17 protein-coding genes and 1 pseudogene are annotated in these 24,103 nt (G+C 60.5%); 3 read left to right on the forward strand and 15 right to left on the reverse strand.

Annotated features, from left to right (window positions below; all coding sequences use genetic code 11):
* Window positions 1-79 precede the first annotated feature (79 nt).
* The 8 genes from hutH to hutC all read right to left on the reverse strand — a co-directional run bounded on the left by hutH (window position 80) and on the right by hutC (window position 9,596).
* Window positions 80-1,603, reverse strand: coding sequence for a histidine ammonia-lyase (gene hutH / locus AC1MEW_RS01275; protein ID WP_322270285.1), 1,524 nt, complete (start codon window positions 1,601-1,603; stop codon window positions 80-82).
* Window positions 1,604-1,744: 141 nt separating this feature from the next.
* Entirely contained in the window at window positions 1,745-2,575 is an 831-nt protein-coding gene (locus AC1MEW_RS01280) for a quaternary amine ABC transporter ATP-binding protein (RefSeq protein ID WP_201199876.1), read from the reverse strand.
* Window positions 2,572-3,423, reverse strand: a complete 852-nt coding sequence (locus AC1MEW_RS01285; protein ID WP_201199874.1) for an ABC transporter permease — start codon at window positions 3,421-3,423, stop codon at window positions 2,572-2,574. Before AC1MEW_RS01285 ends, AC1MEW_RS01280 begins: the two co-directional genes overlap by 4 nt.
* A gap of 70 nt (window positions 3,424-3,493) precedes the next feature.
* Window positions 3,494-4,462 (reverse strand): ABC transporter substrate-binding protein, encoded by a 969-nt coding sequence (locus AC1MEW_RS01290; RefSeq protein ID WP_201199872.1) that lies wholly within the window; start codon window positions 4,460-4,462, stop codon window positions 3,494-3,496.
* Window positions 4,463-4,542: 80 nt separating this feature from the next.
* Window positions 4,543-6,012 carry a purine-cytosine permease family protein gene (locus AC1MEW_RS01295; RefSeq protein ID WP_323570482.1) on the reverse strand — a complete coding sequence of 490 codons (1,470 nt, stop codon included), beginning with the start codon at window positions 6,010-6,012 and terminating at the stop codon, window positions 4,543-4,545.
* Between the two features lie 166 nt (window positions 6,013-6,178).
* Window positions 6,179-7,876, reverse strand: a complete 1,698-nt coding sequence (gene hutU / locus AC1MEW_RS01300) for a urocanate hydratase (RefSeq protein ID WP_480425215.1) — start codon at window positions 7,874-7,876, stop codon at window positions 6,179-6,181.
* 471 nt (window positions 7,877-8,347) lie between these two features.
* Window positions 8,348-8,917, reverse strand: a complete 570-nt coding sequence (locus tag AC1MEW_RS01305) for a HutD/Ves family protein (RefSeq protein WP_480425216.1) — start codon at window positions 8,915-8,917, stop codon at window positions 8,348-8,350.
* Between the two features lie 10 nt (window positions 8,918-8,927).
* The gene (hutC, locus tag AC1MEW_RS01310; protein ID WP_242486376.1) at window positions 8,928-9,596 is read right to left on the reverse strand and encodes a histidine utilization repressor; all 669 of its coding nucleotides are present in this window, start codon (window positions 9,594-9,596) and stop codon (window positions 8,928-8,930) included.
* A 200-nt stretch (window positions 9,597-9,796) separates the two neighbouring features.
* On the opposite strand from hutC, the gene AC1MEW_RS01315 reads away from it, so the two are divergent.
* Window positions 9,797-11,161 carry a formimidoylglutamate deiminase gene (locus AC1MEW_RS01315; RefSeq protein ID WP_201199866.1) on the forward strand — a complete coding sequence of 455 codons (1,365 nt, stop codon included), beginning with the start codon at window positions 9,797-9,799 and terminating at the stop codon, window positions 11,159-11,161.
* Window positions 11,162-11,281: 120 nt separating this feature from the next.
* Here AC1MEW_RS01315 and AC1MEW_RS01320 read toward each other — a convergent pair whose 3' ends face one another.
* Window positions 11,282-11,851 (reverse strand): lipocalin family protein, encoded by a 570-nt coding sequence (locus AC1MEW_RS01320; protein WP_201199865.1) that lies wholly within the window; start codon window positions 11,849-11,851, stop codon window positions 11,282-11,284.
* Between the two features lie 31 nt (window positions 11,852-11,882).
* A complete protein-coding gene (locus AC1MEW_RS01325) occupies window positions 11,883-12,137 on the reverse strand; it encodes a hypothetical protein (RefSeq protein WP_054054697.1) in 255 nt (84 codons plus the stop codon).
* Between the two features lie 420 nt (window positions 12,138-12,557).
* Between AC1MEW_RS01325 and AC1MEW_RS01330 the strand changes: the two are divergent.
* Together AC1MEW_RS01330 and AC1MEW_RS01335 are read left to right on the forward strand one after the other, a co-directional pair.
* Window positions 12,558-13,409 (forward strand): annotated as a pseudogene (locus AC1MEW_RS01330) (cache domain-containing protein); the annotation flags it as partial.
* A 141-nt stretch (window positions 13,410-13,550) separates the two neighbouring features.
* Window positions 13,551-14,315 (forward strand): methyl-accepting chemotaxis protein, encoded by a 765-nt coding sequence (locus AC1MEW_RS01335; protein WP_413786163.1) that lies wholly within the window; start codon window positions 13,551-13,553, stop codon window positions 14,313-14,315.
* Window positions 14,316-14,377: 62 nt separating this feature from the next.
* Here AC1MEW_RS01335 and AC1MEW_RS01340 read toward each other — a convergent pair whose 3' ends face one another.
* The 5 genes from AC1MEW_RS01340 to AC1MEW_RS01360 form a co-directional block, all read right to left on the reverse strand.
* On the reverse strand, window positions 14,378-14,980 hold the full coding sequence (locus AC1MEW_RS01340; protein ID WP_322270276.1) for a DUF924 family protein: 603 nt from the start codon (window positions 14,978-14,980) through the stop codon (window positions 14,378-14,380).
* A 4-nt stretch (window positions 14,981-14,984) separates the two neighbouring features.
* Window positions 14,985-15,995, reverse strand: coding sequence for a class 1 fructose-bisphosphatase (locus AC1MEW_RS01345; protein WP_201199862.1), 1,011 nt, complete (start codon window positions 15,993-15,995; stop codon window positions 14,985-14,987).
* Window positions 15,996-16,299: 304 nt separating this feature from the next.
* Entirely contained in the window at window positions 16,300-17,673 is a 1,374-nt protein-coding gene (locus AC1MEW_RS01350) for a DUF3999 domain-containing protein (protein WP_480425219.1), read from the reverse strand.
* A complete protein-coding gene (locus AC1MEW_RS01355) occupies window positions 17,670-21,269 on the reverse strand; it encodes a DUF2339 domain-containing protein (protein ID WP_480425220.1) in 3,600 nt (1,199 codons plus the stop codon). Before AC1MEW_RS01355 ends, AC1MEW_RS01350 begins: the two co-directional genes overlap by 4 nt.
* 186 nt (window positions 21,270-21,455) lie before the next feature.
* Window positions 21,456-23,906 carry a glycogen/starch/alpha-glucan phosphorylase gene (locus AC1MEW_RS01360; RefSeq protein WP_201199857.1) on the reverse strand — a complete coding sequence of 817 codons (2,451 nt, stop codon included), beginning with the start codon at window positions 23,904-23,906 and terminating at the stop codon, window positions 21,456-21,458.
* Window positions 23,907-24,103: the final 197 nt, after the last annotated feature.

A 24,103-nucleotide genomic window follows, 5' to 3' on the forward strand; every position in this document is an offset into this window, starting at 1 on the left:
GCTCCGGAGATTTCCGTTGTCCGTCGCTTCCCGACTTTTTGAGAGGGGCTGGCGCCTTGGCACGCTGGTGTTGTGGATTTCAGTTGAGGTTGGGTAAAGCCTTGTGCAGCAAAATCGGGTCTTTCAACACACTGGCAGCAGCAGCGATATCCGGCGCCAGCCAGCGGTCCTGGTCGTAAGCCGGGACGCGTTCGCGCAGCAGACGCCAAGCGGCATCGGTACCCGCGCCGAAACGTTGCTCTTTCAAGAATTCAAACGCCTGGGCCGCCAGCAGGTACTCGATGGCGAGGATCTGCGTGCAGTTTTCCAGGGCGCGATGCAGCTTCAGCGCGGCGTTGGTGCCCAGGCTCAAATGGTCTTCCTGCAAGCCCGAAGTGACGTAGTTGTCGAGCACTGCCGGTTGCGCCAGTTGACGGTTTTCCGCACACAGCGAAGCGGCGACATATTGGACGATCATCATCCCGGAGTTCACCCCCGGATTAGCCACCAGGAACGCCGGCAAACCACTGACGTGCGGGTTGATCAAACGGTCCAGGCGACGCTCGGCGATGGAGCCGATTTCGGCCATGGCAATCGCCAGCAAGTCCGCCGCCATCGCGACCGATTGGCCGTGCGGGTTGGCTTGGGACATCACACGATAGTTGTCCGGAGTACCCAGCAGCATCGGGTTGTCGGTGACCGAGTTGAGTTCGGTTTCGATCTGCTGTCTGGCGTGCTCAAGCTGATCGCGAGCAGCGCCGTGAACTTGCGGGATCGAACGGATACTTAGCGCATCCTGAGTACGAATACCTTTACTGCTGGCGATCACTTCACTGCCATCGAGCAACGCCCGCAGGTTGATGCCGACTTGCTGCATGCCCGGGTGCGGCTTGAGCGCGATGATCTCGGCATCGAACGCAGCAATCTGACCGCGCTGGGCTTCGAAACTCATGGCACCGATCACGTCAGCCCATTGCACCAGACGCGTCGCGTCAGCCAACGCCAGGCAGCTGAGGCCGGTCATGCACGGCGTGCCGTTGACCAGGCACAAACCGTCCTTGGCGCCGAGCTGAACCGGTTGCAGACCTTCTTCGGCCAAGGCTTGCTGAGCGGAAACGATCTGCCCGCGATAGCTGACATTGCCGACACCCAACAGCGCAATGCTGATGTGGGCCATGTGAGTCAGGTAACCCACCGAACCCTGAGACGGCACTTGCGGAGTGATGCCGCGATTGAGCAGCGCCAACAGGCCTTCAACCACTTGGCGATGAATGCCGGATTTGCCGTGACTGTAGTTACGGATCGCGGCACAGATAATTGCGCGAGTCTGTTCGTCGGCCAATGGCGCGCCGACGCCGCAAGCGTGGCTGAGCAACGTGTTGCGCGATAGTTGGCTGAGTTGTTCGTCTTTGAGCGAGACGTTGCACAAGGCGCCGAGGCCGGTGTTGACGCCATAGGCGCGCTCGCCGCTGGCGACGATCCGCTGGACGATCGTCTGGGCATTGTCGATCCGCGCCCAGGTCTCGGTCGACAGCTCAAGCTGTGCGCCATGACGGGCGACGGCCACCACATCCTGCCAACGCAGGTGGTCGCCTGTAATAACGATTTTATTAGCCTGGGACATCTGGAGCCTCATACAAAATTCTATTGATCAATGAAACCCTGTGGCGAGGGGGCTTGCCCCCCGTTCGAGCGCTGGGGCTGCTGCGCAGCCCAACGGGGGCAAGCCCCCTCGCCACAATAGACTTCACCGCCCGCAAATCTGTTAAACCACCGCGGCCCGTCGCTGTACGAACCGATCCACATATTCATCCGCCGGCGAGTGCAGGATCTCTTTCGGTGTGCCGACCTGGATCAGCCGGCCATCCTTGAGGATCGCGATGCGGTTGCCGATGCGCACGGCCTCATCGAGGTCGTGGGTGATGAAGACGATGGTTTTGTGCAGGGTCTTTTGCAGTTCAAGCAACTGGTCCTGCATTTCGGCGCGGATCAGAGGGTCGAGGGCGCTGAACGCTTCGTCCATCAGGATGATGTCGGTATCCGCCGCCAGGGCGCGGGCCAGGCCCACACGTTGACGCATGCCGCCCGAGAGCTGGTGCGGGTATTTGTTTTCGTAGCCCTTGAGGCCCACGGTGTTGATCCAGTGCAGCGCGCGCTCCGAGCACATTTGCTTGCTCTCGCCACGCACTTTCAAGCCGTAGGCGACGTTATCCACCACGGTTTTGTGCGGCAGCAGGCCGAAGCTCTGGAACACCATGCTGATCTTGTGACGACGGAATTGGCGCAGGGCTTCCATGTCGTATTGCAGGATGTCCACGCCGTCTACCAGGATCGCGCCGCTGGTCGGGTCGATCAGGCGGTTGAAGTGACGCACCAGGGTCGATTTGCCGGAACCCGACAGGCCCATGATCACGAAGATCTCGCCAGTGCCGATGCTCAGCGACAAGTCGTTCACGCCGACCACGCAGCCGGTTTCGGCCAGCACCTGATCCTTGGTCTTGCCCTGGGCAATCATGCCCAGCGCGTCCTTGGAACGGTTGCCGAAAATCTTGAAGACGTTTTTGACTTCGATTTTGCTGATGGCTGCGTTGCTCATTTGCTCACCTCATGCCGTGGCCGACCATACGCCTGAGTAATGCGGTCGATGACCACTGCCAGAATCACGATCGCCAGACCGGCCTCCAGCCCACGTCCGACGTTGAGGGTCTGAATCCCCACCAACACGTCTTCGCCCAAGCCACGGGCACCGATCATCGAGGCAATCACTACCATCGACAGGGCCATCATGGTGGTCTGGTTGATCCCGGCCATGATGCTCGGCAGGGCCAGCGGCAGTTGCACGCCAAACAGTTGCTGCCAACGATTGGCACCGAAGGCGTTGATCGCTTCCATCACTTCACCGTCAACCTGGCGAATACCCAGATCGGTCAGGCGGATCAGCGGTGGCGCGGCGTAGATCACCGTGGCAAAAATCGCCGGGACCTTACCCAGGCCGAACAGCATCAGCACCGGGATCAGGTACACGAAGCTCGGCATGGTCTGCATGATGTCCAGCAACGGCATCAGCACCGAACGCAGGCGATTGCTGCGCGCCGAGAGAATGCCCAGCGGAATGCCGATCAGCACCGAAATGATCGTCGCTACCATCATCAGCGCCAGGGTCTGCATCAGCTTGTCCCAGAGGCCGACCGCACCCACCAGGAACAGCAGCCCGACGATGACAGCCGTGGTCACCACTTTGCGGGTCGCGTGCCAGGCAATGCCGCCCACGATTGCCAGCATCAGCCACCAGGGCGCCGCACGCAGCATGCCTTCAAGATTGACGATGGCCCACAACAAGGTGTCGGAGATGTGCCGGAACACGTCGCCGTAGTTGGTGACCAGCGAATCAACCCAAGTGTTGACCCAGTCGGCGATGGAAAAAGTAAAACTTTCGGGAAACATAAGAGACTCTCAATCAAGGGGTTGCGATCAAGTGTCCGACTGCCATTGCCGGCAGTCGGAGAGGCTTAATCTACAAGGCCGCATCGATTTTCCTGGCTGCGTCGTCGCTCACCCATGCGTGCCAGACTTCAGGATGTTCCTTCAAGAAGATCTTGGCCAGTTTTGGCGATTCGATCCGCTCTTTAGTCATGCGTCCGAGGTTCTGGTTGAGGATGTCGATTGGCAGGTTGACCTTTTCCAGCACGGCCACCAGTTCCGGGGCTTCCTCATGGAAGGTCTTGGACAGGCCGACCTTGATGGTCACGCTCTTGTCCACGCCTGGCTTCTCTTCGAGTTTGACCAGATCAACCTGGCCCATCAGCGGGGTTGGCGACCAGTAGTAGAACAGGATCGGCTCGCCACGCTTGTAGCTCGACAGCACCGCCGCATCCAGCGCCGGGCCGGTGCCTGGGCGGAAGTTGGTGTAGGTGCTTTCCAGGCCATAGCTTTTCAGCATTTCGCTGTTGTCGAGTTCACAGGTCCAGCCGGCCGGGCAGTTGTAGAAACGGCCCTTGGAGGGCTCTTCCTGATCCTTGAACACGGCGGAGTACTTGGCCAGATCTGCAATGTTCTTCAGGTCCGGGGCCTTCGGCTCCAGCTTGCGCTTGGCATCGCCTTCGATCACGTAACGCGGCACGTACCAGCCTTCGACCGCACCGACCACCGGAGCGCCGACACCAACGACTTTGCCGGCCTTCTCAGCCTTGTTCCAGACCTCGCTGCGGCCAACCCATTCTTCGGCAAACACTTGAATGTCGTTGCTGCTCAGGGCGTTTTCCATGGTGATGGAGTTGCCCGGCAGACTGTCAGTCTTGCAGTCGTAGCCTTTCTCCAACACGACTTGCAGCACGTCGGTCAGCAGCATCGCGCTTTCCCAGTTCAGGCCGGCGAACTTCACCGGCTTGCCCGACTCGCACCAACCGGCTGCCTGAGTGGCGCCGGCACTGGCCAGCAGGCCCATGGAAAGCAATGTGGTCAGCAGGGTCTTGTTCGATTGCATTGTTGTGACACTCCTAATCATGAGTTGGCTTACGGCAGTCTAGAGGCATCCACCCTGCCCCTGCCCACATCCAGTCGCGTCTAAACCGCAGTAGCGCGACCAGCCCCACTCAGCTTTTGTTCGGTGACCGCGCCCTGCTCGACCGGCAGGATCAAACGATCGGGTACAGGACTGTGCCATTTCTTGGCCGCGAAGTAATACAGCGCCGCCGGCACCACCAGACCAATGATCCACGAGATATCGGTATCACCGAGGCTCGCCACCAGAGGACCGGTGTAGAAGTGGGTAGAAATGAACGGCATCTGAATCAACACGCCGAACACGTAGATGCTGATGCCCATGATGTTCCAGCGACCGTAGCGAGCGTTCGGGTTGGACAATGCAGGGATGTCGTAGCGTTCTTTGGTGATGCAGTAGAAGTCCACCAGGTTGATCGCGCTCCACGGCGTGAAAAACGCCAGCAGGAACAGAATGAACGCGGAGAAGTCCTTGAGGAACGAGTCCTTGCCTAGCAACGCCAGGGCCGTCGCCAGCGACACCATGATGAAGATGTACAGCAGGCGCACCGCACTCGGGATGTGTCGGCTGCCACGGAAACCGCTGATGATCGTCGCGATCGACATGAAGCTGCCGTAGGCATTGAGCGTGGTCACCGTGACTTTGCCGAACGCCACCGCGAAGTACAGCAGACCGGCGACGATGCCGGTGCCACCGAGGCTGACGATGAACGAGACTTCGTGGTGAGCGAATTGCGAACCGGCCAGGGCCGCGGCGAATACACCGAAGACCATCGACGCCTGCGCCCCGAGCACTGAACCCAGGCCCACGGCCCAGAAGGTTTTCACGGCTGAGGTGCTGCGCGGCAGGTAACGCGAGTAGTCCGCCACGTAAGGGCCGAACGCGATCTGCCAGGACGCCGACAGCGACACCGCCAACAGGAAACTCGCCAGGGAGAAATGCTTGTTACCGAGCAACGCCATGATGTCGTTGCCGGCCAACAGTTTGTAGAACAGGTAAACGAAGGCGATCACACCGAGCACGCTGGCGATCCGGCCGATGCCGTGAATCACCCGGTAGCCGAAGATGGTGAAGACCATGATCAAGCCGGCGAACAGCACGATGCCGACCCAGTCTTCAACGTGCAGCAACTGCGCCACCGCTTGCCCCGCCAGCAAGGATCCGCTGGCCGAGAAGCCGATGTACATCAGGCACACCAACACCAGCGGAATCACCGCTCCATACACGCCAAATTGCACGCGGCTGGAGATCATCTGCGGCAAGCCCAATTGCGGGCCTTGGGCCGCGTGCAGCGCCATGACGCCGCCGCCGAGCAGTTGCCCGATCAGCAAACCGATCAACGACCAGAACACATCGCCGCCGAGTACGACGGCCAGAGCGCCGGTCACAATCGCGGTGATTTGCAGGTTGGCACCCAGCCACAGGGTGAACTGACTTAATAGACGACCGTGTCTTTCCGCTTCCGGGATGTAGTCGATCGAACGTTTCTCGATCAACGGTTTACTGCCTGCACGATCGCTGTTAACAGCCATGATTCAACCTCTGTGGATTGTTATGGGAATTGCGGTGAAACCGATTGGTGTGGAAACCGCTTTTTTGTGGGAGCGGGCTTGCTCGCGAAAGCGGTGGGTGAGCCAGCACAGATGTTGAATGTGCCGACCTCTTCGCGAGCAAGCCCGCTCCCACAGGTTTTGCGTGTTACTTGCCGGTAATCATCGGCAGGTTCAGGCCTTGTTCCTTGGCGCAGTCGATCGCGATCTGGTAACCCGCATCGGCGTGACGCATAACCCCGGTCGCCGGGTCGTTGTGCAGGACGCGAGCGATACGCTCGGCCGCTTCGTCCGTACCGTCGCAGACAATCACCATGCCCGAGTGCTGGGAGAAGCCCATGCCGACGCCGCCGCCGTGGTGCAGGGAAACCCAGGTCGCGCCGCTCGCGGTGTTCAGCAGGGCGTTGAGCAGTGGCCAGTCGGACACAGCGTCGGAACCGTCTTGCATCGACTCGGTTTCGCGGTTCGGGCTGGCCACGGAACCGGAGTCCAGGTGGTCGCGACCGATGACGATTGGCGCGGACAATTCACCGCTGCGAACCATTTCGTTGAACGCCAGACCCAGCTTGGCGCGCAGGCCCAGACCAACCCAGCAGATACGTGCCGGCAGACCCTGGAAGCTGATGCGCTCGCGGGCCATGTCCAGCCAGTTGTGCAGGTGAGCGTCGTCCGGGATCAGTTCTTTGACCTTGGCGTCGGTCTTGTAGATGTCTTGCGGATCGCCCGACAGTGCAGCCCAACGGAATGGACCGATGCCGCGGCAGAACAGCGGACGGATGTAAGCCGGGACGAAGCCTGGGAAGTCGAATGCGTTTTCCACGCCTTCTTCTTGCGCCATCTGACGGATGTTGTTGCCGTAGTCGAAGGTCGGTACGCCCATTTTCTGGAAGTCCAACATCGCTTGAACGTGCACCGCCATCGATTGCTTGGCGGCTTTCACCACGGCAGCCGGCTCGGTCTTGGCGCGAGCGCGGTACTCTTCCCAAGTCCAGCCGGCTGGCAGGTAGCCGTTGAGCGGATCGTGGGCGCTGGTCTGGTCGGTGACCATGTCCGGGCGCACGCCGCGCTTGACCAGTTCCGGCAGGATTTCCGCCGCATTGCCCAGCAGGGCGATGGAAATCGCCTTGCCTTCCTTGGTGTATTTGGCGATGCGGGCCAGCGCGTCGTCGAGGTCGGTGGCTTGTTCATCGACATAACGGCTGTTCAGACGGAAATCGATGCTGACCTGCTGGCATTCGATGTTCAGCGAGCAAGCGCCGGCCAGGGTCGCGGCCAAAGGCTGAGCGCCGCCCATGCCGCCGAGGCCGGCAGTCAGGACCCAACGACCGGCGAGGTTGTCGTTGTAGTGTTGGCGACCGGCTTCAACGAAGGTTTCGTAGGTGCCCTGGACGATGCCCTGGCTGCCGATGTAGATCCAACTGCCGGCGGTCATCTGGCCGTACATGGCCAGGCCTTTGGCGTCGAGTTCGTTGAAGTGTTCCCAGCTCGCCCAGTGTGGCACCAGGTTGGAGTTGGCGATCAGTACGCGCGGTGCATTGGTGTGGGTCTTGAACACGCCGACCGGCTTGCCGGACTGCACTAGCAGGGTCTCGTCGTCATTCAGGTTGGTCAGGCTTTCAACGATCTTGTCGTAGCATTCCCAGTTACGCGCTGCACGACCGATACCACCGTAAACCACCAGTTCTTTAGGGTTCTCGGCGACAGCAGGGTCGAGGTTGTTCATCAACATGCGCAGCGGCGCTTCAGTCATCCAGCTCTTGGCGGTCAACTTGTTACCGCGCGCGGCACGGATTTCGACGTCACGATGCTTCGTAAATGGAGTAGCAGTAGGCTTATTGTCAGTCACGAAAAAAGACTCCTCAGCGATCAATTCAAACCAGCCCTGGCGGTGGGCAAGCCAGCCTGTGCGCGTCAAAGCGCCACAAGCGAATCAGTGGACGCTGCGAGGAGTCTCGGTCGACTCATACGCATACGTCTTTACTTGTACATACAAGCATATGCAATCAAGCGGCCAACTTGCTGGAAGGGCCTTCAAGAAAAGCTCTTGGAAGGGCTGAAAGCCCGTAGATCAAGGGTTTTGCGGGAGATGGAATTTTTCGAGGGGATTTTTGCGCGAGGATGATGGCTGTTACTTGAGCGTGGCTTTGCGCCACGCTGGGGCGTTCGGTAACAAATTGGTGCGCGAGGGGAAACGGGGTTGTGTAGCTTAAAAGCTTCGCGGGCAAGCCTCGCTCCTACAGGTTTTGCGTCGATCACCAATCGGGGGATCGACGTCAGTCCTGTAGGAGCGAGGCTTGCCCGCGAAAGGGATTTCGAATCAGCGTGCGATCAGCTCGATCACACAGCAAGGTCCGTTACTGGAGACTTCCAGCAGACCGGCATTACCGTCGAGTTGCAGGCAATCATGGCGACCCAGTTGTGCGTCGCTGTTACCGACCTTCACTTCAAGTAGCTCGGTGACGCTGAACACCAACACCGTGCCCGCCGAACTGAAAAACCGCTGCTCGCCGTCCAGCCACTGCAACCGCGCGCTATAGCGCTTTGGTGCATAAATCAGGTTGAAATCCCGAATCGGCCCACCGAGCAGAGTGCACGAAACCTGGCTTTCACCGCTAAAGGCGAACGGGTCCAGCGGTAACAATGCTCGCGTGTCCTGGCCATCGACGCGCAACGTCATGCCCTCGCCTTGCAGCACAGTGATCACTCGCTCGTAGCCTGCGAACGTCGAGAAGCCGCCCGACTCACCGATATCGGCAATCGACAGGCGCCAGCCGAAACCATCGAGACCGGTGCCGGTATCGCGGGTGATTTCCTCAGTGCTGCCGCCGCCGTTTTTCCACGGCATGCGTGGGTAATCTTTTGCGCGTAGAACCTTGAACTGACTCATTTATGGCTCTCTATTTATGGAAACGACCTTCCAGACGATGACGGGAACCGGGGTGGATCAAACGGGCGGCGGTCACTGGCTGACGGCCGGACCAGGTGCGGCGACGAATCAGCAGGCACGGCTCGCCCTTTTCAATCTGCAGCAATTTGCACTCGCTGGCCTCGGCCAGAATCGCCTCGACCACGTGTTCGCCTTCGGTCAGCGGCGCGACCTGGTTCAGGTAGGCGTAAGGCGTTTGCAGAGTGAAGTCCTGCTTGAGGTACTCCGGCGCCACCAGCGCATTGACGAAACGGTCTTCGATTTGCACCGGAATATCGTTTTCGAAATGCACGATCAGCGAGTGGAAGACCTTCTGGCCTTCGCGCATGTCCAGCGCCAACGCGCGCTCGGAACCGGCGGACTCTTCTTCGAGGGTGATCACCTTGCAGGTGTGGCGATGGCCACGGGAGGCGATTTCGTCGGCGATGTTGTGCACTTCAAACAGGGCAGACTGGCTTTTCGGTTCGGCGACGAAGGTGCCGACACCCTGCATGCGCACCAGCAGACCGTCGGCGGTCATCTCGCGCAAGGCGCGGTTGATGGTCATGCGGCTGAAGCCCAGTTGATTGACCAGCTCGCTTTCCGACGGAACGCGGTAGTGCGGCGGCCAGTTTCCACTGTCGATTTGCTGGGTGATCATCTGTTTGACGCGGGCGTACAAGGGCGCCGGACTGTCGCCCAGATTGGCGCTCAGATTGGCATTCGGCGGCAATGTGGCAGACGGAGTCGTCACGGTTATTCCTTGTTCATTTGTTGAGGGCTACTAGCTTGCCGGAGTTTACCGAGCAGGCAAACGTCTGTATATGTATATACAAATAACACACGATGGGGTGCTGAACCATGTCCGCCTTCTTTGCCGAACGCGCGCTGCTGCCTAGTGGATGGGCCAACAATGTACGTCTTGAGGTCAGCGCCGACGGCGTTTTGACTCATATCCAGGCCGATTCCCACGCAGATGGTGCCGAACGGCTAAGCGGTCCGCTGCTGCCGGGTATGCCGAATTTGCACTCTCACGCGTTCCAGCGGGCCATGGCCGGGCTGGCGGAAGTGGCGGGCAATCCGAACGACAGTTTCTGGACCTGGCGCGATTTGATGTATCGCCTCGTCGGAAAAATCAGCCCGGACCAGCTCGGCGTGATCGCCCGCCAGCTATACATCGAAATGCTCAAGGCCGGCTACACCTCGGTCGCGGAATTTCATTACGTACACCACGACACCAATGGCCAGCCTTACGCCGACCCTGCCGAACTAGCGCTGCGCATCAGCCAGGCGGCCAGCTCCGCCGGTATCGGCCTGACCCTGCTGCCGGTGCTCTACAGCCATTCCGGTTTCGGCGGCCAGACCCCGAACGAAGGCCAGCGCCGCTTTATCAACAGCACCGAAAACTACCTCAAGCTTCAGTCGCGCTTGCAGCCGATCCTCGCGCAGCAACCGGCGCAGTCGCTGGGTCTGTGTTTCCACTCGTTGCGCGCGGTCACCCCGCAGCAGATCAGCGAAGTGCTGGCCGCCAGCGACAAGCAGTGCCCGGTGCACATTCACATCGCCGAACAGCAGAAGGAAGTCGATGACTGCCTGAGCTGGAGCGGTCGTCGTCCGCTGCAATGGCTGTATGAAAATACCGAAGTCGATCAGCGCTGGTGCCTGGTCCACGCGACCCACGCCAACCCGGAAGAAGTCACGCTGATGGCCAAGAGTCGCGCCATCGCCGGCCTGTGCCTGACCACCGAAGCCAACCTCGGCGACGGGATTTTCCCGGCGGTGGATTTCCTCGCTCAGGGCGGGCGCATGGGCATTGGTTCCGACAGCCATGTGTCATTGAGTGTAGTGGAGGAATTGCGCTGGCTGGAATACGGCCAGCGCCTGCGGGATCAGCGGCGTAATCGCTTGTATGGCGCGGATCAGCCGATGGTTGGCCGCACGCTGTATGACGCGGCTTTGGATGGTGGCGCTCAGGCGCTGGGGCAGCCGATCGGTGCACTGGAAGTCGGCAAGCGTGCGGATTGGCTGGTACTGGACGGCAACGATCCATACCTGGCGACGGCCAGCGGCGACGGGATTCTGAATCGCTGGTTGTTTGCCGGCGGCGATCGCCAGGTGCGCGATGTGCTGGTCAACGGCCAGTGGGTTGTGCGTGACGGGCGTCATGCCGGGGAAGAGGAAAGCAACCGGGCGTTCACCCAAGTTTTGCGCGATCTGCTGGGCTAAACCCAAACAAAATGTGGGAGCGGGCTTGCTCGCGAAGAGGCCATAACATTCAACATCTTCGTTGACTGTTAAGCCGCCTTCGCGAGCAAGCCCGCTCCCACATGGGTGCTTTGCCGGCCTTTAGTTCGAGGTCTTGGCCATCTTCGTATCCGACGCACGCCAGATCAGCCGCGTGGTGTCGTAGCCCTGCTGCCGCGCCTTGCTCAGCAGTTCTTCACGCACCACACCGTTGACCGTTGGGGTCCGTGACAGCAGCCACAAGTGCTTGCGGCTCGGGTCGCCAACAATGGCAGTCTTGTAGTCGTCGCTGACGTACAGCACCCAGTATTCACCCTTCGCCGTACCCGGAATCAACCGCGAAAACCAGGTATCGAACTCGACCCACAGCTTGTCGGTCTTGCCCGGCACCTGTGGATAAGCCGTGCCCTTGGCTTCTTCCCACTGCCAGTCCGGCGTCAGGCAGCGATTGAGTACCGCCACGTTGCCGTCAGGCTTAAGGGTGTAATGGGCTTCCGATTGCGCGCAGTTGCGCTGGAAGTACATCGGCAGGCGGGCCAACTCGTACCAGGTGCCCTGGTAACGCTTGAGGTTGACGCTGTTGACGGTCTTGGGCGCCAACGGATCTACGCCAGAAGAGGCGCAGCCGGCCAATACCAGGCCGGCAAAAAGGACTATCAATAACCGCTTCATTGTTTTTCTCCCGTGGGCGCATAGCCCCGGTTTATTTCAGGCCTTGGCCGGAAAACATCAGCACTTTGTCACCGGCATACTGCACGCTGATAAAGCTGTTTTTGTCGCCCCAGGTGCAACTGGACATGCCCAGTGCGCCCGAGCAATCAGCGGGTTTACCCAGCAAGGTTTCAACCTCGGCCTTGGCCATGCCGGCCGACAGCTTGGAGTAGTTCTCCTGATTGACCTTGCTGCACGCGACCAACAACACGCAGAACGAGAGCAAGGCGATAGATCGCAGCGACATGGTGTAGCTCCTGGGGCGAAGGGGAATGGCATGGCTGCCAAGCTGAAGCTTAGAAGAGAAAACCCCCATCTGGTTCCCCGACCGCCCGGCTATTTATCAGGCCGCTCGTCTGCCTTTTGCCAATAAATCAGCGACTTTCTCGCACTGTTGGGCATTTCGTCGGTTTTCATAAAAATCCGCCTAATCTTTGGCGCAGGCCTGTCGACATAGAAGCAGCGCAAAGCCGCAGGCGTGGCAAATTGCCGCTCCCCTTGTTGACCAGTCCCCTCCGCGGTAGCTCATTTAATGACCAGAAACATGAAGTTCAGCCACAAGATCTTGTCGGCTGCTGCCCTCGTAGTGGCCGTTGCATTCGCTTGTTTCATCCTCTTCAACGACTACCGCCAGCGCCAGACCCTGCGCAGCAGTACCGAATCCTCGATGCAGGAACTCGGCAGCCTGACCACCAGCAACATCCAGACCTGGCTGGAAAGCCGCATCCAATTGCTGCAATCGCTGTCCCAGCAGATTGCCGTGGATGGCAGCGCCCCGGCCAGCCTGAAACGTGCCATAGACCTACCGGCCTACACCGGCAACTTTCAGTTGAGCTACTTCGGCAGCACCGAAGGCGTGATGACCTCGATTCCAGTCGGCAATCGCGCCGCCGATTACGACCCGCGCGCCCGTGGCTGGTACAAGGCCGCCGACAGTGCCAGACAAACCATCGTCACCGAACCGTACATCGCCGCGTCGTCCGGCAAACTGGTAATCACCGTCGCGACTCCCGTGCAGCATGAGAACCAGATGATCGGCGTCGCCGGTGCGGACATTGACCTGACCAGCGTCAGCGCAATCATCAACTCGCTGAACTTCGGCGGTCACGGCCATGCGTTTATCGTCAGCGCCGAGGGCAAGATCCTGATTCACCCGGACAGCAAACTGGTGCTCAAGACCCTCACCGATGCCTACCCGAACGGCGCGCCAAAAGTCAGCCCGGGCATGAAAGAAGTCGAGCTCGACGGCAAGCGCCAGTTCATCTCCTTCACCCACGTCAACGGTGTGCCGTCGGCCGACTGGTACGTGGCGCTGGTGCTCGACCAGGACACCGCGTTCTCGATGCTTAGCGAATTCCGTACCTCGGCGATCATTGCCATGGTCATCGCCGTGGTGATCATCATCGCGCTGCTGGGCATGCTGATCAGCTTCCTGATGCAACCGCTGCTGACCATGGGCCGCGCAATGCATGACATCGCCGAAGGTGAAGGCGACCTGACCAAGCGTCTGATCATTCATGGCCAGGATGAGTTCGGCGCCTTGGGCACTTCGTTCAACCGCTTTGTGGAACGTATTCACACCTCGATCCGCGAAGTGGCCTCGGCGACTGGCCAGGTCAACGAAGTGGCCTTGCGTGTGGTCGCGGCCTCGAACTCGTCGATGTACAACTCCGACCAGCAATCTTCGCGCACCAGCAGCGTGGCCGCCGCGATCAACGAACTCGGCGCCGCCGCCCAGGAAATCGCCCAAAACGCCGCCCTCGCCTCTCAGCACTCCAGCGATGCTCGCGCCTTGGCCGAGGACGGTCAGCAGGTAGTGGATAAAACCATCGCTGCGATGCAGCAGTTGTCGGCGAAGATCAGCGATTCGTGCGGCAACATCGAGACGCTCAACAGCAACACCGTGAACATCGGGCAGATTCTGGAAGTGATTACCAGCATCTCCCAGCAGACCAACCTGTTGGCACTGAACGCGGCCATCGAAGCAGCGCGTGCCGGTGAAGCCGGGCGCGGTTTTGCCGTGGTGGCGGACGAAGTGCGTAACCTCGCCCACCGCACTCAGGATTCGGCGCAGCAAGTGCAGAAGATGATCGAAGAACTGCAAGTCGGCGCCCGGGAAGCGGTAAGCACCATGACCGACAGCCAGCGCCAGAGCGAAAGCAGCGTCGGCATCGCCAACCAGGCCGGTGAGCGCCTGGGCAGCGTGACGCAGCGTATCGGTGAGATCGACGGGATGAACCAGTCGGTGGCGACCGCGACCGAAGAGCAGACCGCTGTGGTGGAGTCGATCAACGTCGACATTACCGAGATCAACACGCTGAACCAGGAAGGGGTGGAGAACTTACAAGCAACGTTGCGGGCCTGCTCGGACCTTGAGCAGCAGGCGGCGCGGTTGAAGCAGTTGGTGGGTAGCTTCAGGATCTAACGCGCCCTTGAGGGCCTCATCGCGAGCTTGCTCGCGATGATGGCCTGAGCCGCAACGAAGAATCAGAACCGAGACCCAGGCCCCGAAAGAAACGCCAACTCTTCAGCCGTAGACTCGCGCCCCAACACCGCATTGCGATGCGGAAACCGACCAAACCGCGCAATCACTTTCTGATGCCGCTCGGCATAATCCAGATTATCGGCAAACACTGTCCGGTCAGCCTCAGGCTGCTGCGCGACCAACTCGATAAAGCGCGAAACCGCCTCGTTCTGCACCGCCAGATTCTCGCAATGCTCAAACACCAAATAGATGAACACCCGCTGAATCGGCCGTAACTGCCGATCAAAATCCGCGGCAATGCCTTGTGCCACCAGGGCTTGGGCCCGGAGATCACCAGAGAAGGATTTGGGAGTGTCGCGAAAGATCATTCGCGGGAGTTGATCGAGTAGCAGCACCAGAGCCAGCCAACCTTCAGGGCGTTGCGCCCAGTCGGTCAATCCGCCGGCCAGTGCCTGCTCGACCCAGTCCCCGAAACGCGTCTGCGCTTCGAGGTCCTGGCTGTCGCGCTTGCCGAACCACAACTTGCCCTTGTCAGCCGCTACGTCGTCAGGTGATTCGGAAGATCCGAACCACCATTCGAGCAACGGCTGCCAGGGCGCGGTCATGGGTTTATTCCTTGTGGTAAGCCGTGGCGCGCTCGACTTCTTCTTTCGAACCAAGGAACACCGCTACGCGCTGGTGCAGGCCTTCAGGCTGAATGTCGAGGATGCGCTGGTGACCATCGGTGGAAGCGCCGCCGGCTTGTTCAACCAGGAACGACATCGGGTTGGCTTCGTACATCAGGCGCAGTTTGCCTGGCTTGGACGGCTCGCGGCTATCGCGTGGGTACATGAACAGGCCACCACGGGTCAGGATGCGGTGCACGTCGGCAACCATCGCGGCAACCCAGCGCATGTTGTAGTTCTTTTTCAGCGGGCCTTCTTCGCCAGCCAGCAATTCGCCGACGTAGCGTTGTACCGGCGCTTCCCAGTGACGCTGGTTGGACATGTTGATCGCGAATTCCTGAGTGGAAGTCGGGATCTGGATGTCTTCATGGGTCAGCACGAAGCTGCCCATTTCACGGTCCAGGGTAAAGCCTTTAACGCCGTCACCCAGGGTCAGCACCAGCATGGTCTGCGGGCCGTAGATGGCGTAACCGGCGGCTACTTGTTGGGTGCCTGGTTGCAGGAAAGCCTTTTCATTCAAAGGCTCGTTCTGGGTCAGGTATTCGTTCGGGCAACGCAGTACGGAGAAGATCGTACCGACCGGGGCGTTGATGTCGATGTTCGACGAGCCGTCCAGTGGGTCGAATACCAGCAGGTACGCGCCTTTCGGGTATTTGCCCGGGATCTGGTAGGCATTGTCCATTTCTTCGGACGCCATGCCGGCCAGGTGACCGCCCCATTCGTTGGCTTCGAGCAGGATCTCGTTGGAGATTACGTCGAGCTTCTTCTGCACTTCGCCTTGGACGTTTTCAGTGCCCATGCTGCCCAAAACGCCGCCCAGGGCGCCCTTGGAGACGGCGTGGCTGATTTCCTTGCAGGCGCGCGCCACCACTTCGATCAGGAAACGCAGATCGGCAGGAGTGTTGTTGCTACGGGTCTGCTCAATCAAATAGCGACTCAGGGTAACGCGGGACATGGAAGGCTCCGGAGGAATGGGGGGCTAAAAACCCGCGCAGTTTAACGCGAGTCGAGGCGCATTTCCTCCTATCAGACGTGATACGCCCAATAGAGTTCATGCGCGGGGTTTAGCGTAGTTCGAAATGGTGCGGATGTGGTTTGGGGATCGAAGGCAAATTGAACATTTTCGCCGGCAGATAAGCCGCCTTCGCGAGCAAGCCCGCTCCCACATTTGACCTGTGTTGTGAACAAAATCTCTGTCATAACGCTGATCCACTGTGGGAGCGGGCTTGCTCGCGAATGGCGCGTAGCGCCAGCCATTCTCAGGATTTGGCTGGGGGTTTACGCAACAGACTGGCCGCCATCACCGCCAGGAACAGCACACTGAGCAGCAACACCGCCCAAAGCCCGAACTTCTTCCAGTTGGTGTCAGCCGTCGCAGTGGTAACCGCTGGCGATACCGGCGTCACCACCGCCCCGCCATCAACCGTGGCCTTGCCCAACGTCGCAAATTTGGCCGGGCTGTAATCCGGAATCAACGTCGACAACGGCAAATTCGCCGTCTTCACTGTCGCACTGCCCAGCGCCAACGTATACGGCCCGGCGCCACGCGCCAGAAACACCACTTGCGTCGAACGCACGGCGAACTTCACGGTCGGCGCCGCAGCGCCCAAGCCACCACCGCGTTCATCCACGCTCAGCTTCAACTGCTGCACGGTTTGCCCCGGCAACTGCAATTCGTTTTGCACCACATCCTGGCCATTTTGGGTCAGGCGATAGAGCAACCCGCTGCTCAGTGGCTGCCAAGGCAAACTGCTCTCGCGTCGCCCGGACAAGGTCACCGGCGCCAGGCTGTTGGGCTGGCTCAAGTCGACCTGGACCCGCTCGACATTCAGCCCCATCGGCAACTGCCAGGTGTATTCACCGGACTTCACGCTGGTGCCGGCCAACGGTTGCGACCAGACCAACGGCAGCGGCAGGCTGTGGGTACTGGCGCTTTCCAGTTGTGCCGAAGTCAGCACCGGCGCCGATTGCGGGGTGTTCCACAGCAAGCGCAGATAGCGCGCCGACTGCCCCGGCAAACCGACTTCATGTTGCTCGACCCGTTCGTCGGCAAACGACAACCGCGCCACCTGCCCTTCGCCCCACGACTGCCAATGCTGCAAGTCGTCGCTGGCTTCGATACTGAAACGCTGGAAGCCCTCGCGCTCGCTGGTCCAGTCGAGGATCAACTGCTGCAACGGCGCCTTGATCGCGCTCGCGTCGAGCAACCAGCCGCGCAGCACTTCTTCGCCGGCCTCCAGTTGAGTCGATGGCTGCACTTCCACCAGCGTGCCGTTGGCGCTCGATTGCACGCGCACGCTCGGCGCACGTTCGGTGGCGTCTGCCGAGCTGTACAGCGGGAACCACTTCACGTCGGTCACGGTACGATTTTCGGCGGACTGCGCGGTTTCCCGGGCCACGGCATAGGCCTGCGCCTCGCCGGCCGCGTTGAATACACGCACGTCGCTGAGATCGGTCTGCCGCGCGTTCAATTGCACGCTCAACGGTAGTTCGAGGCGATACCACGGGCCTTCGCCGCTCACGGACAACGGCACTTGCGTGCTGAAGTCCGCCGGTTTTTCTTGCGCGCTGGCGGACAGCGTCACGCCCAGTGCAACAGCACCCAACCAACCCAGGTTCAGCTTCTGACTCAAGACGACACTCCTTCGGTTTCCGGGTCCGGTTTTTCAGCATCCGGCGCAGCCTCGACGCGCTTGGGCGGCAACGGGGCGAAATAGCCCACCACCAGCAGCAACACGCCAACGCCGATAAACGAGACGATCCGGGCGAGTCCGCCACGGTTACTCAATTCAATGAAGAACAGTTTGGCCACCACCACGCCAATCAACGCGGCGCCGATCAGCCAGACTTCACGGCGATGCCGCAGGTGGCCGCCGATCATCAGACCCAGCGCCATAAGGGTCCAGACGATCGATAGACCGGCCTGCACTTGCATCGATGCGAGCAGCAAATCCAGCTCAAACGGCACGCCACCCCAATGGTGGGCCGTACGCGTGACCACTGCGGAGAAAAAGACAAACAACGAAACACCGGCGATCAATTGCGTGGCGTGCTCGGCGTAAAACTTCGGCAGCGCAAATTGCGTCACCGCGCTGCGCGACCAGACGTAAACGCCGAACAACGCAAACAGCAGGCCCAATTCCAGCGGGTTGATCAGCGGCACGTAAGGCAGCGGCTCGGCGGTGCCGTCGCTGACACAGTTCGCCAACCAGAACCAGCCCAGCATCAGCAAGGCCAACGGCGCCGCCGCGTAGACACGGTATTCGCGCGGATACGCCGATACCGGCCATGGCCAGTTGCGTGGCGCGGCCGTCAACACCAAATACACACTCGGCAAAATCGCCCAGCCCAACCAGCGCCAGGCGTTGTACTGCTCGGACAACAGCAGCAAGCCGTAACGCAGCTCCAGCGCCAGCACACCGATCAACAACCAGCAGCCGAGCACATGGGCAGTGCTGAGGGCGCGCGCCGGTAGCATCGGCGCCAAACGCCGCAGGGAGAAGAAGTGCACGGCAAATACCGCCGCCCACACCAGCCAGCCGAAGTTGGCCGCTGGGTGATAGCGCGAATGCCACGCGGCGACCAACACCAGCCCCGCCGCCGGAATCAGCAAGGTGCAGAGCAAGCCCAGCGCCGACCATTTCAGGCGCAGCGACAACAGCGTCCACAGCGCGACACTCAGTGCCGCGACCGCCAGCAGCAAGGTCGCTTGCAGATCCACAGGCGCAAAGCGCAGCACTTCACTGATCCACGCCAGCGCCCACCAGCCTGCGCCCCACACCAGCAGCAGTTCAGACAAGCGATTCAGGCTCAGTACATCGAACGCCGACCCGTGATTGCCCAGTTGCAAGCGCCAGGCGCCAACCAGTGCGGCCAAACCGAGCACCAGCGGCGTCCAGAAACCGCTGTGGGCCAAAGGCTTCAGACCTTCGCTGGCCAACGGCCCGAGCAAGTCCGGCCCGGCAAACAGGAACGCCGCGCCACCGATCACCTGCAACAGCAGACCGAAGACAAAACTCACGCGCTGCTTGAGGTACAGACTCAGCCAAATGATGAACAAACCGCTGGCGGCCCACACCGCACTCGCGGTTTGCCATGGCAGCACGAACAGCACGGCGAGGTTGATCAGCACCAGACCGGCCAGCAAAATCACCGACAAACCACGCAGCAAGCGCGCATCGTTGCGCACCATCTCATCGCGGGCTGCCAGCAACATGCCGGCGATCAACGCCAGGCCAATCAGCGAGGCACTGAGTAAACCGCTCCAGCCAGCGCTGAACACCGCGGCGGAACCATCGCTTGTCCCGTGCAACCGCAACAGGAACAACGCGCCGCCGAGCAATTGCACGGCAAACGCGGTGAACAGGAACGTGCGCGATTGCAGGCGCAGGCCAATAAACAACGTCGCCAACCCGGCCAGCGCCCAGCTGATCGCCGTACCGTGGGTGAGGAAGAACAGCGGCGCCAGCAAATAAAGGAACGTCAAACCGAGGCAAGCCAACACCGGCAAACCTTGGCGTTCCCACTCAGAGGCCTGCTCCGGCAAGGCTTTGCGCAATTGGTAGAAGCTGAACAGCAACGCCACGCCGAGCATCAATGCGCCCAGTGGCGAACCGTCCAACAGGCTGCTTTCGCCGGTCTGCAACTTACTGAGAAACGCCAGCGCAGAACCGAGTTGCAGCAGCAAGGCGAAAGCGCGAGCCAGCGGTCGTTGCTGACGCAGGCCGAGCCAGAAGATCCCCGCGCCCTCCACCGCCCAAGCCGCAGCAGTCCAACGCGCGTCGAGGCCCAAGGGGATCGCCAGGCTGGCGAAGATCACTCCGAGTGCAAGACAGGTTTCCGCCAGCAACAAGGCGCGACCGCCCATCAGCAATCGGGCCAGGCCCATATAGAGCATACCCAGCGCCAGCGCACTGAACGCGGCAGCGAACTCCAGATGTTGGACCAGCGCGAATTGCAAACCGAAGCCCACCAGCGGCGGCCCGAACAGCATCGTGCCGTCGACGTAATCGCCCTTGCGCGCCGACCAGTGCAGCAATGCCTGACGACTCTCGTCTTCAGGCGAGTCGCTCATCTCCAACAACTTGCGCCGGGTAAACAACAGGCCAATGCCCAGGTACATCAGGAAGAACAGAATCAGGAATGGCTCGGTGCTCCACAGCAACTCCGGCGTGTAAGAATGCGCGCCCCAGGCGAAGCCGATGCCAAAGGTGCCGACAAAACCGATCAGGTTGAGTGGCCGCCAAGCCTTGAACCAGGCAATCGCGAGGATGCCGGTGTTGAGCAAGACGAAGTAGCTGAACAGCGCGACATGGCTACCAGCGCCGGTCGAGGTCAGGATCGGCGCGGCGAAACCGCCCAGTGCGGCGACGCAGGCCAGGGCCAGGGAATCCTGGGTGATCGCCAGAATCGCCGAGAACACCGTCACCGCGACCAGCAGGCCCAGGGCCGCCGTCGGGTCGAGTATCGGGTGCAAGCGCATTGCGGCGAACACCGTCAGGTACAACACGGCGATCCCGGTACCTTGCAACATCAGCGCAAATTGGTTGTTGCGATGACGCAGCCACCAGCCCAATGCGAGCAAGCCCAAAGCACTGGCGGCGACACCGGCGTAACGCATCTCGATCGGCACCACCATGCCTTCGGTGGCGTAGCGCAGCAGGAACGCCAGACCGAGGAACAACAGCACCACGCCAACCCGCAGCACGGTGTTGCCACCGAACAGCCAGTTGCGCGCACCGTTGATGGCGCGGTCGAAAACGTTAGGTTCGCGCGGGGCTGCCGGTTGTCGCGGTTCGCGAGCGATCGGTTCCGGCGTCCAGACATCGGCCGGCAGCGGACGGCTGGTTTCGGAGGCCGTGGCGGTGATCGGTTCGAGTCCGGGCGGGAGTTCCCAGAGTAGCTCCGGGGAGTCGACGGGGGGATCGACGGGGATGTCGTCGAGAATGAATTCAGGGGATGCGACGGGCTCACTGACAACTGGCTCACTGGTTTCCGGTGCCTTGAAGCCAGCCCCTTCCAGCAATATCAGTCGTTGCAGCAATGTATTGAGCGCCACCTGCGTCTGCTCGAGCAAACGGTGCTGCTCGGCAGCTTGCTTGCCTAAACGGCCAATGCGAAAAGCTTGGCCAATGCCTAACCCGAACAAAGCACCCAACAGCGCATCGATGAACGACTCGTCGAGTATCCAGCCCAGCGCCAAGCCAATCAGCATCAAAATCCATTGCATGGTCGATATCCCTAAGCGGCCCATTGCCGAGCAAGTCCAGAAGCCTTGTGGTGTTTGTGCTGACGTCTTCGACTTGCCCGCGAAGGCGTTCTCGCAGACGCCACTGAAACATCCGGCAAAACTGACGCTTAGTATATCGATCCGGCCCAACAGGCGTTGGGCCTTGCTCGCAATTATTGCTAAAAGTTACTCCAACGCCTTCCAGATTTCCGTCGCGTACTCACGAATCGTCCGGTCCGACGAGAACCAGCCCATGCGCGCCGTGTTCAACACCGCCGAACGCCACCAGGCTTGAGAATCATGCCAGTGCGCCTCGACGCGCATCTGGGCGTCCCAGTAGGAGTCAAAATCGGCGCAAACCAGGAAGCGGTCATAGTCGATCAGCGAATCGATCAAACCTGCATAACGGGACGGATCATCCGGCGAGAACACCCCGCCACGAATCGCTTGTAGCACGTCATTAAGTCGATGGGACGCCGCAATATCCGGCGTCGCATTGAACTCATGATTTTGCTTGCGCGCTTCCACCTGCTGAGCGCTAAGGCCGAAGATGAACATGTGCTCGGCGCCGATCCGTTCGCACATCTCGACGTTGGCGCCATCGAGGGTGCCGATGGTCAGCGCACCGTTGAGGCCGAACTTCATGTTGCTTGTGCCCGAGGCCTCGAAGCCGGCTGTGGAAATCTGCTCCGACAAATCCGCCGCCGGAATGATGCTCTCCGCCAGGCTGACGTTGTAGTTGGGCAGGAACACCACCTTGAGCAAACCGCGCACCGTCGGGTCGTTGTTCACCACCCGGGCGATGTCGTTGGTCAGTTTGATGATCAGCTTGGCCTGGTGATAACTGGCCGCCGCCTTGCCGGCGAAGATCTTCACGCGCGGCACCCAGTCGATTTCCGGCTCGGCACGAATCGCCTGGTACAGCGCGACGGTGTGCAGCAGGTTGAGCAACTGCCGTTTGTATTCGTGGATCCGCTTGACCTGCACGTCGAACATCGCCGCCGGGTTGACCGCGATGCCCAACCGTTCGTGAATCAGGTACGCCAGGGCTTTCTTGCTGTGCAGCCGCTGATCAGCGAAAGCCTTGCGAAATGCAGTCTTCTCGGCGAACGGTTCCAGTTCGATCAGCCGCTGCTCGGCGTTATCCAATAGATCGGGACCCAGGGCGTCGACCATCATCGCCGTCAGCTCGGGGTTGGCCTGGTAGAGCCAGCGGCGGAAGGTGATGCCGTTGGTCTTGTTGTTGATCCGATCCGGGTAGAGCTTGTGCAGTTCGGAAAACACAGTCTTGCGCATCAGCTGCGTGTGCAGCCCGGATACGCCGTTGACGCTGTGGGAACCGAGGAACGCCAGGTTGCCCATACGCACGCGGCGGCCGTTGTCTTCTTCAATCAGTGACACCGCGCGCAACACGTCAAAGTCGTGGATGCCTTTGGCCCGCAGCGAATCGATGTGCTGGGCGTTGATCAGGTAAATGATCTGCATGTGCCGCGGCAGCATGCGTTCCATCAAACCGACCGGCCAGGTTTCCAGCGCTTCCGGCAGCAAGGTGTGGTTGGTGTACGACAGTGTGTCGACCGTCACCTGCCACGCGGCATCCCACGCAACATCGTAGACGTCGACCAGTTGGCGCATCAGTTCGGCCACGGCAATTGAGGGGTGAGTGTCGTTGAGCTGGATCGCCGCGTGGTCGCCCAGGGTCAGCACCGAGGTGTGCATGTTGCGATGGCGGCGCAGCAAATCCTGCAGGGACGCGGCGACGAAGAAGTATTCCTGACGCAGGCGCAGTTCCTGGCCGGCTTCGGTGCTGTCCGCCGGGTACAGCACGCGGGAAATACTTTCGGCCCGGGCCACTTCAGCCACAGCGCCCAAGTGGTCGCCGGCGTTGAAGCGCTCCAGGTGCAAATCTTCCATGGCGCGGGCACGCCACAGGCGCAGGGTGTTGACGCTCGCACCGCGCCAGCCGACCACCGGGGTGTCGTAAGCAATGGCCCGCACGGTTTCTGCCGGGGTCCAGACCTGGCGAGACTTGCCGGCCTCGTCGGTCACGGTTTCGACACTGCCGCCGAAGCCGATCGGGTAGACGACTTCCGGCCGCTCGAACTCCCACGGGTTACCGAAATCCAGCCAGTGTTCGGTCTGCTCCTGCTGCCAGCCATCAACGATGGCCTGGCGGAACAACCCATGTTCATAACGAATGCCATAACCATGGCCGGCGATGCCGAGGGTCGACATGCTTTCCATGAAGCACGCGGCCAGGCGACCGAGGCCGCCGTTGCCGAGCGCCGCATCGGGCTCCAGCAGGCGGATGCGTTCCAGATCGACGCCGAGTTCGGTCAGCGCCTCGCGGGCAACGTCCAGCAGGCCGAGGTTGCTCAAGCTGTCGTAGAGCAAGCGGCCAATCAGGAATTCAAGGGAGAGGTAGTAAACCCGCTTCTGACCTTTGCGGTAGATCTGCCGCGTATGGTCCATCCAGTGCTCGACCATGTGATCGCGCGCGGCCAAGGCAATGGCTTCGAACCAGTCGTGGTCGAAGGCGTGATCCGGGTCTTTGCCCACCGCGTAGGTGAGTTTGGTCAAGACGGCGTCGCGGAATGCGGCCACCTCTGCTTCGCGAACAAGTGGTTCTTGAGTCATCGATAGGACCTCGAGCGAGCTTGGAATTGTCTGAGCCTAGACGGTCTGACAGGCGGTATGGGCTCTGGTTCGGCAGTTTTTCCTGATAGTGCGAGATAGCTCGGCATTACGTTGGCATGTGGCTGAATCAATGCAGGGGCCGTGCCGGAACACACGGGTTATTTGGCGATATCGCAAAAAATCTGGCGAAAGGTTGT

The sequence above is a fragment of the Pseudomonas sp. ASL4 genome (genome assembly GCF_056680395.1).